The organism is Nocardia sp. TBRC8007 (genome assembly GCF_056629435.1).
In genome coordinates this window covers 360,621-375,382 of the sequence record NZ_JBWSOR010000001.1, presented here as the reverse complement: position 1 = coordinate 375,382, position 14,762 = coordinate 360,621, and the positions used below count along the sequence as shown (strand labels likewise).

Below are 14,762 nucleotides of genomic sequence, written 5' to 3'. Positions count from 1 at the left end.
CAGTCGATATCGAACTGTCCTATAACGTCCCGGCCTGCCAGGAGGACGCACTGTGGAGTGACGGAATCATGGGGTGGCGAGATGAGGAAACGGTACCTCACACTACCCACATAGTGGACAATACGACAGTGCCCATGTCCCTGCCTGTCCGCACCGATAACCGATGACCGAGCCGGTCGACGACCTGACTGCCGAACGTCTCGCCGCCGCGCTGCGCTGCGCAACCGTGTCCACCGACGATCCACGCGACACCGACGATTCCGCGTTTCATCACCTCGATGCTCATCTCAGGCAGTGCTTCCCGCTGGTGCATGCCGAACTCGAACTGCGGCAGTTCGGGCACAGCAAGCTCTACCGGTGGCAGGGCCGCGAACCCACCCGGGTCGCCGCCATCCTGCTGGCACACCAGGACGTGGTGCCCGCGGACGACCCGCAGCGCTGGACTCATCCACCGTTCGCTGGGGTCGTCGACGACGAATATATCTGGGGCCGTGGCGCAATCGATGACAAAAGCCGTGTGCTCGCCATTCTGGAAGCGGTCGAGTCGGCACTGTCCTCAGGCCTGCGTCCTCGGCACACGATATATCTGGCGTTCGGACATGATGAAGAAGTCTTCGGCAGCGACGGCGCCGAACGGATCGCCGAGCATCTGCGGCAGGCAGGTGTGCGGGCGGATCTGCTGCTCGACGAGGGCGGTGTGATCACCACCGGTGTCGTCGACGGGGCGCGGCGTCCCGTGGCCACGATCATGCTCGGCGAGAAAGGATATGCGACGGTCCGGTTGTCGGTCACCGAGGTGGGCGGGCATTCGTCCATGCCGGGCAGACAGACTGCGATCGGACGGATCGCACGGGCAGTGAACCGGATCCAAGCTCATCCGATGCCGCTGCGCCTGACGCCGGTGATCGCGGACATGCTGTCCAGGCTGCGCGTGGCCATGCCGGAGCCACGCAGGCGCCTGCTGGCCCTCACACGCGTCGCGGCGCCGGTGATCACCCGGATGATGGCGACCCGGCCACAGACCGAGGCACTGGTGCGCACCACTGCCGCTCCAACGGTGATACATGGCGGGATACGAGCCAACGTGTTGCCGCAACAGGCCGAGGCGCTGGTGAACTTCCGCATACTGCCGGGCGATTCGGTCGCCTCGATACTGGCATACTGTCGGAAGGTGTTGCGCGACAAGAAGGTCCGGATCGAGCTGGTCGGCATGTGCACGGAGCCGACACAAAGCACCTGCCCCGGTCCCGCCTTCGACCTGATCGCCGACCTCGCCCGCGCCGTTGTCCCTGGTACCGCGGTGACCACCGGCCTCGTTCCCGGTGCGACCGACTCCAGGCACTACGATGACCTAGCAATCACTCGGTGCAATTTCGCCCCGATAGTGTTGGGCGCCGACGACCTGGCCTCGGTCCACGGAACCGATGAACGCCTTTCCCGGGTCAACTACGCTCGACTCATCACGTTCAACCGGCGGCTGATCGAGCACTTCGCGGCGAACAGCACGCCACCGAGACCAGGAGTTGAGGTATGAACACCGAGCCGACGGCGGGCGACACCGCGCGGACCGAATCGTCCGCCACGCCCGAGATCCGTACCCAGTCCGGCAAGTTCGCCGGCATCGGCGGCGCTGTAGCCTGGCGTGCATGGTTGCCCGGCGACGCGGTCTGTGGGGTGATCGTCCTGGTGCACGGCGTGGCCGAGCATTCAGGCCGCTACGCCCACGTCGGACAGCGCTTGGCCGCAGCGGGTTTCGCGGTCTACGCGCTCGACCACATCGGCCATGGCAAGTCCGCGGGCGGTAAGGCCAACATCGGCTCGATGGAAGGCGCCGCCGACAACATCGCCACCATGCTGACCATCGCCGAAGGCGAGCACCCCGGTGTGCCGCGCTTCTTGGTCGCCCATTCACTGGGCAGCTTGATCACCCTGTACTTGGCCACCAGGGCGCCGATCGACGTCACAGGAATCGTGCTGTCCGCTCCGCCACTGGACATCCCGCTGGGCAACCCGGTGCAACGACTGCTCGCGCCGGTACTGAGCAGAATCCTCCCGAATCTCGGTGTGTTGAAACTGGATTCATCGCAGATCAGCCGGGATCCTGCTGTGATCTCGGCCTATGACAACGATCCGCTGGTCTACCGAGGCGCACTGCCCGTCCGCACCGGCGCCGAGATACTGACCGCGACCGCTCTGGTCAAGGAGCGGTTGACGAAGCTTACTGTGCCGCTGCTGGTCCTGCACGGCACCGCCGACGCGGTCGCCGCGCCGTCCAGTTCCGATATCGTCGAAAGAGATGCCGGCTCAAAGGATCTCACTGTGTTCCGCTACGAGGGGCTCTATCATGAAGTGTTCAACGAGCCCGAGCAGAAGAAGGTACTCGACGACGTAGTCGCCTGGCTGGATGCGCATCTCACCGGTCGGTAGCAACCGAACACCGACGAGCGTCTGTTCGGCACATCTGTGTCGAACAGTTCAGCTCGGCTGAGTACCATCGAATACCGCGCACCCATTCGATCCGACCCGCGAGCAACAACCCTCCCTCCTCGATCACCTGCGCGCCCAACTCACCGACACAAGCAGCAGCGACCTCCTGCGAGCATTCTCACCAGCTGGACTTGCTGACACCGGGCAGTTCGCCGCGGTGCGCCTTCTCGCGCAAACGAACTCGTGACAGCCCGAACTTGCGCAGGTGTCCGCGCGGGCGACCGTCGATGGCGTCACGGTTGCGCAGGCGAGTCGGGCTGGCGTCACGCGGAAGCCGCTGCAGGGCCAGCTGGGCTTGCGCCCGTACCTCAGGAATAACGTTGATGTTCCTTGCGAGCGAACGCAATTCGGCGCGACGCTGTGCGTAGCGGGCCACGACCTGCCTGCGTTGCTCGTTCTTGACGATCTTCGACTTCTTCGCCATCAGCGGTCCTCCCGGAAATCGACGTGACGACGCACGATCGGGTCGTACTTGCGCAATACCAGCCGGTCCGGATCGTTGCGCCGGTTCTTGCGGGTGACGTAGGTGTAACCGGTGCCAGCGGTCGAACGCAGCTTGACCACCGGCCGCAGTTCGGTGCTCTTGGACGCCATCAGATCCGCTCCCCCCGCGCCCGCATCCGGGCGATGACGATGTCGATGCCGTCACGGTCAATCACCTTGATGCCCTTGGCCGACACATTCAGCGTGACTCGTCGACCGAGGCTGGGCGCAAAGTAGGTCTTGCGCTGGATATTGGGATCCCAGCGCCGACTGGTGCGGCGATGCGAGTGCGAGACCGACTTGCCGAATCCGGGCACCCTGCCCGTCACCTGACAGTGCGCAGACATGACACTCCCCTCTCTAGTTGAAAATCATTTTCGACAACTGCTCCTTGGAACTGTACGCTCTATCAACAGTTATTGAAAATGATTACCGAAAGGAGTGGAGGTGGGCACCAGGACGCCCGTCATCATGGTGGCCGGCACTGCCGACGAGGTACGCCACCTCGGTGAGACGCTGCTCGAGCCCGGAACGGTGCTGATCACGCACGACCTGAGCCTGCTGGGCGAGGGACTGGTCACCAGAACACTGAGCACGATCGACGGTGAGCAACTGACCCTGGTGGAGTCGGCACACGGATGTGTGTCGTGCACGCTGCGCAAGGATCTACTCCCGCTGCTGCGCACGCTGTCCGATCGAACGTCGGTGACGCGGATCGTGCTGCTGCTGGATCCGGCGCTCGAACCGGCCGAGATCCGCGAGGCCATCGACCACGTGATGGTCACCGGTATATCCGGCCGCATCGACGCACCGGCCGGACACGATGTGCGAGTCACGGCGGTGCTCGCCGCCGTGGACGCCACCACCTGGCTCGCGGACGCGACCGGCGACGACACTCTGGCTGAACAACTCGGTGGCGACGACGACCGCACCGTGGCCCAGGTCGCGATCGCGCGGGTGCAACACGCCGACGCCGTGGTGCTGTTCGGCAGACCCGACCCACTGAACGCCAGCGTACTGGCAGCGGTCCTGCAACGGCTCGCTCCGACTGCGGTGCGGTACTGGACAATCGATGGCCTCGATGTGGGCTCCATCCTCGCGGCGCTGCCCGAGCAACGCGCCGATCGCGGATTCGATCCACACGCCCCGCTGCTGGCCGGCGCGCCTCCACTAAATGTCGACACTGGCGTTTGCCTGGTCGAATTCACCGCACAACGGCCATTTCACCCAGAACGCCTGCACGAGGCCATCGACATACTGCTGGACGGCGTCGTCACCACCCGCGGCCGGGTGTGGCTGGCGACGCGCCCCCGACACGTTCTATGGCTCGAATCGGCAGGTGGAGGTCTGCGCATTGGTCCCGCTGGCCTCTGGCTGGACGCGATGCCCCCGAAAGAGCAAGAAGCCGAGGCTCCGCAGCGGCGCGCGCTGGCCGCGTTGAACTGGCACCCGCGCTTCGGCGACCGGCACTCCTCGCTGGTCGTGCTGGTACATCGCGCCGACCCCGGCGAGATCAAGCGCGCTCTGCGATGGGCACTGGTCACCGACCACGAACTACGGCAACCGGATTCGTGGCAGAAATTCACCGATCCGTTCGGCGAGTGGCACGACGATCCGTGTAGCGCCACCGAATCGACCCCCTCATCCTCCGCACGAGAAGGAGAACAACTATCGTGAGACCCGGCATCCACCCCGACTACCACCCGATAATCGTCGAGGACTCCAGTACCGGAAAACGTTTCCTCACCCGATCCACCGCAACCAGTGAGCGCACCGTGGCCTGGACCGACGGCAACACCTATCCATTGATCGTGGTCGACGTGACCGCGGATTCACACCCATTCTGGACCGGCGCCCACCGAGTGCTCGACAAAGCGGGCCGCGTGGAGAAGTTCGAGCAGCGCTACGGCCGCCGCGCACGCCCCGGAAAAGGAGCCTGATTACCATGGCCGTACCCAAACGCCGCATGTCACGGTCCAACACTCGCCACCGACGAGCACAGTGGAAAGCGACCGCACCCCAGCTGATTCCCGTCAATGTCGACGGTACGGTGCACAAGGTCCCGCCGCGTCTGGTCGCCGCGATCAAGCGCGGCCTGATCGTCCCGGCCCGACTATGACCGACACCCGCCTGCCGGTGAAAGTACCGTCCAGCTTCCTCTGCGCCAGGAAAATCATGCTGCTCACACACATTCTGGCCAATCGAGAAGGCCGTCGCGTCGCGGTTACCCTCCTGGATCAGCCGTAGAAACTATTGGTAACCAACAATATCGCGTGATGGAACGGTCATAGTGATCGCGCGCCGCGCTCCCCGATATCGTCATCCGCCGCCACCAAACCCTCGTTCACTGCGTGTTCAGCTCCTGCCGGCCCCATGGGCTCTACCACCATCCCCGACACCACGAACTTCAATCCCCTGCTGGCCCAAAACGATCCGAGCAGTCCACACCCGGCTGCCCCCTCGCTCACGCTACAACACTACTGGGCCGCGTAGCCGAAAGCGCCCCACCGTCTGAACTGCGACAACTGAGCGACACCGTCGGCGCAGGCCACCTCCTGCACTTCTACCTCTCAGACCGACCCAGCAAACTCCTGCTACGGTATTTGACATGACAAGTTTTCGGTGGTTAGTACTGGTCGCGGCAGTGGTGGCACAGGTTTTCGTGCCATCACTAGCGGCGGCTACACCCTCCTCAGGTATAACGGCCACAACTTTGAGTAAAACGAATTTCCACGTGGGCGATAGGACCACCGATGAAATCACCAAGAGGATCACCATCCAGCCCGGTGGAAGCACCGGCTGGCACTACCACGACGGTCAATTGTTCGCCATTGTGCAGCAGGGCACACTCACCCACAACGCGGCGGATTGTTCGGTCGACGGCGTCTATAAGTCCGGCGCGGCCCTCGCCGAGAAAGTCGGGCCGAATAACGTCCACATCGGCCGCAACCTCGGGTCTACGCCAGTAGTGCTGTTGGTGGTCTACCTCAACCCGGCGGGCAGCCCGCTGGCTGTGAGCGCACCCAACCCTGGCTGCAGTTTCTCCTGAATCGGTTCCGGGTAAGGGTTGCCGATACGCCCCACGTAGCGCCGAGGCATTGGCGTCAGCGGCTTGGGCTGGGATTCCACTGTGGGAAAAGCACTGTGGGGGTTCGGCCTGCTGGTATGGTTGCTCGCCGGTTAGCGCGGATGCGGTACTTCCATCCCATACCGAAGTGAAGAAGATTGCCCATTCGGTTGGTTCGTAGGGCTGAGCAGTTCAGGCTGCGTATGCATTCTGTAACTATTGTTCAGAGTAATGATCAAAACCTACTTCTGCCACAGTGCGTTTGCGGACCGAAGTCACCGAGGGGATCGGCCCGCGGGCAGACGGGCTTGCGATGGCCTACGAACTGATCGAGGCTGCGCACACCCGGTGACGTTGTCGACGCCCCGCGTCGACAACGTCACGATCCGCAACACCTGGCTGACGGCTGGAAGTTCATGGTGTCGGACGCGGGGCTGTCCGGATCGCCGTTGGTGAAAGCGAACTCAGGAAGCGAGTGCCCGGTGATCAGAGCCGGGAACAGTAAGGGAATACAGGTCTTCCGCAGTAGCATCGGCCAGCAGAATGTGGTCGATGCCGATCACCGAACCCCAGCGACGGCTGAACTACGCCACCTCCGCGCAGCCCACACCAGCACCACATCGACCACCGCGCCGATCATCAAATACGACGCCTTGGACGCGAGCGACATCAGCCCACGCCGCTGCCAGGCTCCGAAATACAGCGCGACTCCGACAGCGCCCACCGCTACAGCGCACCACCCCACCCCGAGTAGAATACGGTCTACCCACTGACGCATGCGGCCGAGAATAGGCGAAGCCCGAAAAGGTTTCCTGTCACGAATGCGAATCGCGGACGAATATCGATACATCGCCCAGCGGGGGTCGGGGTGGCGCTGATCCTCACGCCACCACCGATCCGCCCCTCGGTCGGCTACACCGTACTCTGTGCCCGGTCCTTGTCTTTGGTCGAGCGATATGTCTCCCAGAACGTAGCACCGACGATACCCACGGCCAGCGGATCGAATACCGGGTCCAGTCCCGACTTCTTCTGCCGCTCGTAGTCGCGCAACGCCTTGTAAGCAGGCTGTTGCACGATGATGATGCCGACGATGTTGAGCCAGGCCATCAATCCCACGCCGATATCGCCGAGTGTCCATGCGTCGGTCGTGGCCGACACCGCGCCCACCGCCACCGAGATCAGGATCAACGCCTGCAGCACAATCGTGAAGTTCGACCCGATCGTGCCGCGAATGATCGGAACCGGAATCGGCGCGTACTTGCCGAGCAGGAACCGCAAGTTCGTCTCGGCCATGTAGTAATACGCGATGATTGTGGTCAGACAGAAGAAAGCGAGCGAAACGGCGATGAAGGTCGATCCAGCACCGTTCCACAGCGTGTCGAAACCGACCTGGACGAAGGTCGGCCCTACCCCGGTGTCCGCGGGCAACGCACCGCCGTCGGCCAGCACGGCGCCGGTCGCGGACTCTGCTTCGAACACCCGGTAGGCGCCGGTGGACAAGATGAGAAATCCGGTCGCGGTGCAGATGAACAGAGTATCGACGTAGACCGCGAAAGCTTGCACCAACCCCTGCTTGGCCGGATGGGAGACCTCTGCGGCCGCGGCCGCATGCGGCCCGGTCCCCTGCCCTGCCTCGTTCGAGTAGACCCCGCGCTTGACACCCCACATAACCGCCGAGCCGATGATCGCGCCGAACACCGAGTCCGCGCCGAAAGCACTGGCGAAGATCAGACGCACGATGCCGGGGAGTTCCTCGGCGTTGACGAACACGATGATCAGCGCCAGCGCGATGTAGATGACCGCCATGAACGGCACCACGATCGACGCGAACGCCGCGATGCGCTTGACACCGCCGATGATCACGAAGGCCAGCAGGATGACCGCACCGACAGCGACGACCCATTCCGAAACGCCCCAGGCTTGATTCATCGCGACAGCCATCGAATTGGACTGCACACTGGGCATCAGCAAACCACAAGCGAGCACAGTCACCGCCGCGAATACGAATCCATAGACTCGGAACAGCGGAGCGGCACGGGTATGCGCCATCACCTTGCTGAAGTAGTACGCGGGCCCGCCACGGTACTCGCCGGTGATGCGATCACGCGTTTTGTAGATCTGGCCGAGGGTGCACTCGACGAACGAGGTCGAGGCGCCCAGGAAGGCGACAGCCCACATCCAGAACAGTGCCCCTGGACCGCCGAAAGCGATGGCGGTGGCGACGCCTGCGATATTTCCGGTACCGACTCGGCCGGACAACGACATGGCCAGCGCCTGGAACGACGACACCCCCGACGAGGATTTCTCCCCGTGCAGCATCAACCGGACCATCTCCCGAACATGCCGTACCTGGAGAAATCTGGAGCGGACCGAAAAATACACACCGGCCGCCAAACACAGATAGATCAGCGCATCGCTCCAGATATAACCATTCACCGTGTCAAGAAACTCATCCAAGACACAAACTCCTATCGAGGTAACGACGTCGGGGGATAGTCCCAATCGAGCGAGATGATCGCACAAGAAATCAGCTCGACTGTTATCGACCCGTGACAACGGCGCTCCCCGGCGCGGAGCGCCACCAGGACGTCGCCGGGCCGGATAAACGACGCGAGCACCGACTCAGGCACCGAATACCCGCTCTACCACGGCTTTGGCTCGTCGTGTTACACGCATGTAGTGGTCGAGGAATTCGCTTCCGTCGTCGTTCGGCCATCCGGCCACCCGAGCGACAGCCGAGAGAAGACGCCCCGGACCGGGAAGCTGATCGCTCGGCTTACCTCGAACCAGGACCAGCGCGTTGCGCGCCTTGGTCGCGGTGAGCCACGCGTCGCGCAGCAACGCCACATCGACCGCGTCCAACAATCCGGTCCGCTCGATCACATCCAAGGACTGCAACGTAGAAGTATTGTGCAGCGCGGGCACCTCATGGGCATGCCGCAGCTGCATCAACTGAACCGTCCACTCGATGTCGGCCAGGCCACCGCGCCCCAGTTTGGTGTGCGTGGCCGGATCGGCGCCACGCGGTAGTCGCTCCGCGTCCACCCTGGCCTTGATCCGTCGGATCTCACGCACCGCCTCGGCCGATACCCCTCCCTTCGGGTATCGCACCCTATCGATGATGTGCAGGAAACGCACCCCGAGTTCCTGATCCCCCGCCACCTGGTGGGCGCGCAACAGTGCCTGCACCTCCCAGGGCTGGGCCCACTGCTGATAGTACGCAGAATAGGCGGCCAACGTGCGCACCAGGGCACCGTTGCGTCCTTCCGGGCGCAAGCCGGCATCCACATGCAGCGGCGGATCGGTACTCGGTGCCCCGAGTAGACGCTGCACCCGGTCGGCTACCCCGATCGCCCATTTGACCGCCTCGGACTCGTCCGCGCCTGGTCGCGGGTCACAGACGAACAGCACATCGGCATCCGAGCCGTACCCGAGCTCCATCCCGCCGAGCCTGCCCATACCGATGACCGCGATATCAGCGGGCGCCGACGCACCCCGCTCGGCTTCGGTGGCCCGGATCACCGCACGCAGTGACGCCTCCAACACCGCTACCCACACCGAGGACAACGCCAGGCACACGTGCGGCACGTCGAGCATATCGAGCAAGTCGGCCGAGGCCACCCGAGCCAGTTCGTGTCTGCGCAGCGAGCGGGCCGCGGCCACGGCACGCTTCGAATCCTCGTAGCGAGCGGCGGCGGTGAGGATGCCGCGCGCGACTTCTTCCGGCCGCGATCCGAGCAGCAACGGACCGCTGGGCCCATCGGCGTACATCCGAATCGTCTCCGGCGCGTTGATCAACAGGTCGGGCAGATATTCCGAGGAGCCGAGCGCGATCATGAGCCGCTGTGCGACGGCACCCTCGTCGCGCAGCACGCGCAGAAACCAGATTTGGTCGGCGAGTCCCTCCGACACCCTGCGATAGGCCAGCAGCCCCGCATCGGGATTCGGTGTCTCACCCAGCCATTCGAGCAGGGTCGGCAGCAGCAGGGCTTGGATGCGGCCTCTGCGTGACACCCCGCTGGTCAGCGCTTTCAGATGTCCGAGTGCGTGTTCCGGCGCCACATAGCCCAGGGCGGCCAATTGCCGGATGGCCGCCGCCGGGCTCAGGCGCAGCGCATCGGAGTCCAGGCGCGCCACCGATTCCAGCAACGGCCGGTAGAACAGTTTGACATGCAAGCGCCGCACCCGCAGGGCATTCCGGCGAATCTCACTGACCAGCACCCCCACCGCGTCCTGTCTGCCATCCGGGCGAATATGCGCGGCACGAGCCAGCCAACGCATCCCCTCCTCGTCGTCAGCAGCGGGCAGGGTGTGGGTACGACGCAGACGCTGCAATTGCAGCCGATGTTCCAGCAAGCGCAGGAACTCATACGAGGCAGTGAGATTCGCCGCGTCGTCGCGTCCGACATATCCGCCCGCCGCCAGCGCGGTCAGCGCTTCGACAGTGCTCGCCACGTGTAAAGCCTCGTCCACCCGCCCGTGCACCAATTGCAAGAGCTGTACCGCGAATTCGACATCGCGCAAACTGCCCTGTCCGAGTTTGAGTTCGCGTTCGCGCAAATCGACGGGCACCAAGTCCTCCACCCGCCTACGCATCGCCTGGACGTCCGGAACGAAATCGGGACGCTCCGCCGCTGACCACACCATCGGCATCAGCGCGGTGCGATACTGCCCACCGAGGGCGAGATCGCCGGTCGCGGGCCGATTCTTCAGCAGCGCCTGAAATTCCCAAGTGCGTGCCCACCGCTTGTAGTACGCGATGTGTGAGTCCAAGGTACGTACCAGGGCGCCGGCCTTGCCCTCCGGCCGTAGTGCGGCATCGACCTCGAAAAACGCCTGGCTCGCCACACTCATCATCTCGGCTGCCAGTCGAGTCGCGATGGCATCGGCGGGTTCGGCGACGAATACCACATCGACGTCGCTGACATAGTTCAGCTCACATGCGCCACTTTTGCCCATCGCGATCACGCCGAGTCGTACCGACACCGGCCCGTCCTTGCACACCCGCGCGACCGCGACGGCCAAGGCCGCGGTCAGAGCGGCGTCGGCCAGATCGGTGAGGTGCCTGCTGACCATCTGATACGGCAACACCGGCTCGTTCTCCACGGTGGCAGCCAAATCCAGCGCGGCCAGCAACATCAGCCGATCGCGGTACCGCGTGCGCAGCAGCGCCACCGCGTCAGAGTCCGCGTTTCCGGCACGAAACAGCATCGGCGCCGCGCAGGGACCCTGCTCAGGCTCCGCTTCGACCACAGCGAGCAGGTCGGTGACGAGTTCGTCTCGTTCAGGTAAGTCCTTGCGACGCAATATCTCCCAGGCCGATGGTGTGGCGACGAGATGATCCCCCAAGGCGCTGGACGCGCCGAGCAACCCGAACAGCCTGCCGCGCAAGGGCACATCCTCGCGGATCGCCGAGTCGAGAGCCGCCCAGCCGGTTCCGATTTCCGCACGCAGCCGCATGAGCGTGTGTAATGCGAGGTCGGCGTCCGGCGCGCGCGACAGTGCCCACAGCACCGGGATACTCTCGACATTGTCCCAGCCCAACTCGCGTAGCGACGCGGCGGCGGTCGGCTCGAGCAGTCCGAGCCGGCCCACCCCTGGAACCGCAGAGCGGGCATACGGTGACCGAACCATACCTCTCAAATTACATGGCCGATACCGCGCGTATACCGCTGTCCAGCACTCCTCTGATTACAACCCCAGATATTCCTGGATTTCGAACCGCGTGACCTGACTACGGTATTCCGCCCACTCCCTGCGTTTGTTTCTCAGGAAGAAGTCGAATACATGCTCGCCCAGAGTCTCCGCGACCAGCTCGGAGCGCTCCATCGCCTGCAACGCCTCATCCAGCGAGCCCGGCAGTTCACGGAAGCCCATCGCGCGCCGTTCCGCGGCGGTCAGCGACCACACATCGTCCTCCGCCTCCGGGGGGAGTGTGTAGCCCTTCTCTATCCCTCGCAAACCGGCCGCGAGCAGCACGGCGAAGGAGAGGTAGGGGTTGCACGCGGAATCCGGGCTGCGGATCTCGACCCGGCGCGAAGACGACTTGTTCGGTGTATACATCGGCACCCGTACCAGAGCGGAGCGATTGGATCTGCCCCAGGAGGACGCGGTGGGTGCCTCACCGCCATGAATGAGCCGTTTGTAGGAGTTCACCCATTGATTGGTGACCGCGCTGACCTCCGATGCGTGCTCGAGAATGCCGGCGATGAACGCCCGCGCCGTCGCCGAGAGGTTGATCGGGTCGTCCGGATCGTGGAAGGCGTTCGTCTCCCCCTCGAACAGGCTCATATGCGTGTGCATGGCCGAGCCTGGATACTGGGCGAAGGGCTTGGGCATGAATGTCGCGCGCACCCCCTCGTCGATAGCGACTTCCTTGATCAGGTAGCGGAAAGTCATCACATTGTCGGCCATGGACAACGCGTCGGCATAGCGCAGGTCGATCTCCTGCTGACCGGGAGCTCCTTCATGATGACTGAACTCCACTGAGATACCCATGGATTCCAGCGCATCGATAGCATGGCGGCGGAAATTCGGTGCCGAATCGTGCACGGCTTGATCGAAGAACCCGCCGGTATCGGCAGGCACCGGCGAGTAGATGTCCTGCGAGCCATTCTTCAGCAGAAAGAATTCGATCTCGGGATGCACGTAGCAACTGAAGCCCACGTCCCCGGCCTTGTTGAGCTGACGGCGCAACACATGACGCGGATCGGCCCAGGACGGTGACCCGTCGGGCATGGCGATATCGCAGAACATGCGCGCGGAATGCTGGTGTCCTTTGCTGCTGGCCCACGGCAACACCTGGAAGGTCGATGGATCCGGCCGGGCGACCATATCGGCCTCCGAGACCCGGGCGAAGCCTTCGATGGCCGAACCGTCGAAGCCGATGCCCTCCTCGAACGCTCCTTCCAGCTCCGCGGGAGCGATCGCGACGGATTTCAGGTAGCCCAAGACATCGGTGAACCAGAGCCGCACGAAGCGGATGTCCCGCTCTTCGAGCGTCCGCAGCACGAATTCCTTCTGGCGATCCATGTCCGCGAGCGTAAGCACCCGGAGTTAAATCCGTGTTACATACACGCTTAAGATTGCTGAGCAAGTTTCTCCGGCGAACTCCGCACCGCCTGATCGCCCTGATTCGGGTTCTTCCTGTCCCGACCGCACGGCGTCAACCGCTCGGCGACCACTCCGAACGAAGGGATCAACAGGTAAGCCCTAGCGCGGGTTCGGTGAGGTCGATCAGATAGGCGATGACCGCGTCGTCCACGCAAGGCTCGCCCGTCAGTACCACCGTGTGCCTGCTACCCCGATACGTGATGAGCGCGGCGTCCAATTGGCCGGCCAGATCGACGCCGGCCTGGTACGGCGTCGCCGGATCCTCGGTCGTGGACACCACTACCGTCTTCGGCAGCCCTGGCACCGAGAGGCGATGTGGTCGGCTGGTGTTCGGCACCGGCCAGACGGCGCACAGCTCCAATGGCGCCGCCCCCGTGCCACGACCATCGTCCAGAAAGGGCGCCGCTTCGCGGTATTCGGCATCCAGCCGCCCCATGACGGCACGGTCGGTGATGCGCGGATCATCCACACACCGAATAGCGTTGAACGCGTCACCCGTGTTGTCGTAGTACCTATCGGCCAGTTCCAGCAAAGTGTCGCCGCGGCCTTCACGCAACTCGGACAGACCGAGCGTGAGTCGCCTCCACAGTTCGTCGGTGTAGAGCGCCTGGCTCACGCCGGTGATCGCGTCGCTGTAGCTCAGCCCGCGCGGATCAGTGGTCGGCACTGGGTTGTCCCACAGCGGGTCCACCAGCTCACGGAACCGTCGCACCGCGTGCGCCGGATCGACGCCGAGGGGACAGTCCAGTTGTCGAGCACAGTACGCGGCATAAGCATCGAATGCCTGCTGGAAGCCGGCCGCCTGCCGCAATGATTCCTGCATCGGGTCCTGCGCGGAATCGACGGCACCATCCAGTACCAGCGCACGCACGCGGTCCGGGAACTTCTCCGCGTACGCCGAGCCGATCTTGGTGCCGTAGGAATAGCCGAGATAAGTGAGCGCGGCGTCACCCAACGCGGCACGCATGACATCGAGATCCCGCACCACCTCACGCGTGCCGACATGGGCGAGAAAGTCCTCGCCGACCCGCTCGGCACAACGCGCGGCGTATCGGCGATTGTCCGCCTCCGCTTCCGCGATCCCTTCGGGGGAATAGTCTTCCGGCGGCTCAGCGCGCTCGGCTTTCCGCTCCTGCGTGGTCTGGCAGACAATCGCGGGGATAGAGGAGCCGATGCCGCGCGGATCGAAGCCGACCCGGTCGAAGCGCTCGGCCAACGGCGTGTCGCTGCCCAGCCCCACCAAACTCAGACCGGACATCCCTGGTCCGCCCGGGTTCATGAGCAGCGAACCGATCCGTTGTCCCGTCGCCTTGATCCGGGATATCGCGATCTGCGCGGTCGCCCCATTCGGCGCCGCGTAGTCCACAGGGACCGTGATCCGCGCGCACTCCGCGATTGGTGGAAGACGGCCGCCCGGCCCGCCGAATCCGGTGCAGTCACCCCAATGCACAGTCTGTTCGTAGAACCTCTCCAACCCAGCCGGCGGTGGGGGCATCAACTGGCTCGATTCAGCTCGGATCGCGGTACACCCCGCAGCGAACACTGTCAGTATCGACAGCACGACCAGATTGCGCCGACTCCGCACCATTGACATGCCTCGATACTGCCATCG

At 64.0% G+C, this 14,762-nt stretch carries 15 protein-coding genes and 1 pseudogene; 7 read left to right on the top strand and 9 right to left on the bottom strand.

Annotation, left to right across the window (positions count from 1 at the left end; translation table 11 throughout):
• Positions 1 to 163 precede the first annotated feature (163 nt).
• A complete protein-coding gene (locus tag ACX4ZE_RS01625) occupies positions 164 to 1,534 on the top strand; it encodes a M20/M25/M40 family metallo-hydrolase (RefSeq protein ID WP_480271436.1) in 1,371 nt (456 codons plus the stop codon).
• Positions 1,531 to 2,427 carry an alpha/beta hydrolase gene (locus ACX4ZE_RS01620; protein WP_480271435.1) on the top strand — a complete coding sequence of 299 codons (897 nt, stop codon included), beginning with the start codon at positions 1,531 to 1,533 and terminating at the stop codon, positions 2,425 to 2,427. The genes ACX4ZE_RS01625 and ACX4ZE_RS01620 overlap by 4 nt, the downstream gene beginning before the upstream one ends.
• Positions 2,428 to 2,605: 178 nt before the next feature.
• Here ACX4ZE_RS01620 and rpsN read toward each other — a convergent pair whose 3' ends face one another.
• Genes rpsN through rpmB form a run of 3 tightly spaced genes read right to left on the bottom strand, consistent with a single transcriptional unit; the run spans position 2,606 to position 3,317 of the window.
• Positions 2,606 to 2,911 (bottom strand): 30S ribosomal protein S14, encoded by a 306-nt coding sequence (gene rpsN / locus ACX4ZE_RS01615; RefSeq protein WP_480271434.1) that lies wholly within the window; start codon positions 2,909 to 2,911, stop codon positions 2,606 to 2,608.
• The gene (gene rpmG / locus ACX4ZE_RS01610) at positions 2,911 to 3,081 is read right to left on the bottom strand and encodes a 50S ribosomal protein L33 (protein WP_412803133.1); all 171 of its coding nucleotides are present in this window, start codon (positions 3,079 to 3,081) and stop codon (positions 2,911 to 2,913) included. Before rpmG ends, rpsN begins: the two co-directional genes overlap by 1 nt.
• Positions 3,081 to 3,317 (bottom strand): 50S ribosomal protein L28, encoded by a 237-nt coding sequence (gene rpmB / locus ACX4ZE_RS01605; RefSeq protein ID WP_480271433.1) that lies wholly within the window; start codon positions 3,315 to 3,317, stop codon positions 3,081 to 3,083. The genes rpmG and rpmB overlap by 1 nt, the downstream gene beginning before the upstream one ends.
• Before the next feature lie 100 nt (positions 3,318 to 3,417).
• On the opposite strand from rpmB, the gene mrf reads away from it, so the two are divergent.
• The 4 genes and pseudogenes from mrf to ACX4ZE_RS01585 form a co-directional block, all read left to right on the top strand.
• Positions 3,418 to 4,647: a ribosome hibernation factor-recruiting GTPase MRF gene (gene mrf / locus ACX4ZE_RS01600; protein WP_480271432.1), complete on the top strand. Its 1,230-nt coding sequence runs from the start codon at positions 3,418 to 3,420 to the stop codon at positions 4,645 to 4,647.
• Positions 4,644 to 4,910, top strand: coding sequence for a type B 50S ribosomal protein L31 (locus ACX4ZE_RS01595; protein WP_480271431.1), 267 nt, complete (start codon positions 4,644 to 4,646; stop codon positions 4,908 to 4,910). Before mrf ends, ACX4ZE_RS01595 begins: the two co-directional genes overlap by 4 nt.
• Before the next feature lie 5 nt (positions 4,911 to 4,915).
• Positions 4,916 to 5,089, top strand: a complete 174-nt coding sequence (gene rpmF, locus ACX4ZE_RS01590) for a 50S ribosomal protein L32 (RefSeq protein WP_480271430.1) — start codon at positions 4,916 to 4,918, stop codon at positions 5,087 to 5,089.
• Positions 5,086 to 5,208 (top strand): annotated as a pseudogene (locus tag ACX4ZE_RS01585) (GTP-binding protein); the annotation flags it as partial. The gene rpmF and the pseudogene ACX4ZE_RS01585, both read left to right, overlap by 4 nt.
• Before the next feature lie 47 nt (positions 5,209 to 5,255).
• On the opposite strand, the gene ACX4ZE_RS01580 reads toward ACX4ZE_RS01585, so the two are convergent.
• The gene (locus ACX4ZE_RS01580) at positions 5,256 to 5,438 is read right to left on the bottom strand and encodes a hypothetical protein (RefSeq protein ID WP_480271429.1); all 183 of its coding nucleotides are present in this window, start codon (positions 5,436 to 5,438) and stop codon (positions 5,256 to 5,258) included.
• A gap of 266 nt (positions 5,439 to 5,704) precedes the next feature.
• Between ACX4ZE_RS01580 and ACX4ZE_RS01575 the strand changes: the two genes are divergently transcribed.
• Positions 5,705 to 6,019 carry a cupin domain-containing protein gene (locus ACX4ZE_RS01575; RefSeq protein WP_480271428.1) on the top strand — a complete coding sequence of 105 codons (315 nt, stop codon included), beginning with the start codon at positions 5,705 to 5,707 and terminating at the stop codon, positions 6,017 to 6,019.
• 577 nt (positions 6,020 to 6,596) lie between these two features.
• Here ACX4ZE_RS01575 and ACX4ZE_RS01570 read toward each other — a convergent pair.
• The 5 genes from ACX4ZE_RS01570 to ACX4ZE_RS01550 form a co-directional block, all read right to left on the bottom strand.
• Positions 6,597 to 6,815 (bottom strand): hypothetical protein, encoded by a 219-nt coding sequence (locus ACX4ZE_RS01570; protein ID WP_480271427.1) that lies wholly within the window; start codon positions 6,813 to 6,815, stop codon positions 6,597 to 6,599.
• 134 nt (positions 6,816 to 6,949) lie between these two features.
• A complete protein-coding gene (locus ACX4ZE_RS01565; protein WP_480271426.1) occupies positions 6,950 to 8,494 on the bottom strand; it encodes an alanine/glycine:cation symporter family protein in 1,545 nt (514 codons plus the stop codon).
• A gap of 165 nt (positions 8,495 to 8,659) precedes the next feature.
• Positions 8,660 to 11,671: a bifunctional [glutamine synthetase] adenylyltransferase/[glutamine synthetase]-adenylyl-L-tyrosine phosphorylase gene (locus tag ACX4ZE_RS01560; RefSeq protein ID WP_480271425.1), complete on the bottom strand. Its 3,012-nt coding sequence runs from the start codon at positions 11,669 to 11,671 to the stop codon at positions 8,660 to 8,662.
• Between the two features lie 57 nt (positions 11,672 to 11,728).
• Positions 11,729 to 13,069, bottom strand: a complete 1,341-nt coding sequence (gene glnA / locus ACX4ZE_RS01555; protein ID WP_480271424.1) for a type I glutamate--ammonia ligase — start codon at positions 13,067 to 13,069, stop codon at positions 11,729 to 11,731.
• Between the two features lie 166 nt (positions 13,070 to 13,235).
• The gene (locus ACX4ZE_RS01550) at positions 13,236 to 14,738 is read right to left on the bottom strand and encodes an alpha/beta hydrolase (protein WP_480271642.1); all 1,503 of its coding nucleotides are present in this window, start codon (positions 14,736 to 14,738) and stop codon (positions 13,236 to 13,238) included.
• Positions 14,739 to 14,762: the final 24 nt, after the last annotated feature.

Coding starts and splice junctions, on each gene's coding strand:
- ACX4ZE_RS01625 (WP_480271436.1), top strand. CDS start 164: ATGACCGAGCCGGTCGACGACCTGACTGCCGAACGTCTCGCCGCCGCG.
- ACX4ZE_RS01620 (WP_480271435.1), top strand. CDS start 1,531: ATGAACACCGAGCCGACGGCGGGCGACACCGCGCGGACCGAATCGTCC.
- rpsN (WP_480271434.1), bottom strand. CDS start 2,911: ATGGCGAAGAAGTCGAAGATCGTCAAGAACGAGCAACGCAGGCAGGTC.
- rpmG (WP_412803133.1), bottom strand. CDS start 3,081: ATGGCGTCCAAGAGCACCGAACTGCGGCCGGTGGTCAAGCTGCGTTCG.
- rpmB (WP_480271433.1), bottom strand. CDS start 3,317: ATGTCTGCGCACTGTCAGGTGACGGGCAGGGTGCCCGGATTCGGCAAG.
- rpmF (WP_480271430.1), top strand. CDS start 4,916: ATGGCCGTACCCAAACGCCGCATGTCACGGTCCAACACTCGCCACCGA.
- ACX4ZE_RS01570 (WP_480271427.1), bottom strand. CDS start 6,815: ATGCGTCAGTGGGTAGACCGTATTCTACTCGGGGTGGGGTGGTGCGCT.
- ACX4ZE_RS01560 (WP_480271425.1), bottom strand. CDS start 11,671: ATGGTTCGGTCACCGTATGCCCGCTCTGCGGTTCCAGGGGTGGGCCGG.
- glnA (WP_480271424.1), bottom strand. CDS start 13,069: ATGGATCGCCAGAAGGAATTCGTGCTGCGGACGCTCGAAGAGCGGGAC.
- ACX4ZE_RS01550 (WP_480271642.1), bottom strand. CDS start 14,738: ATGGTGCGGAGTCGGCGCAATCTGGTCGTGCTGTCGATACTGACAGTG.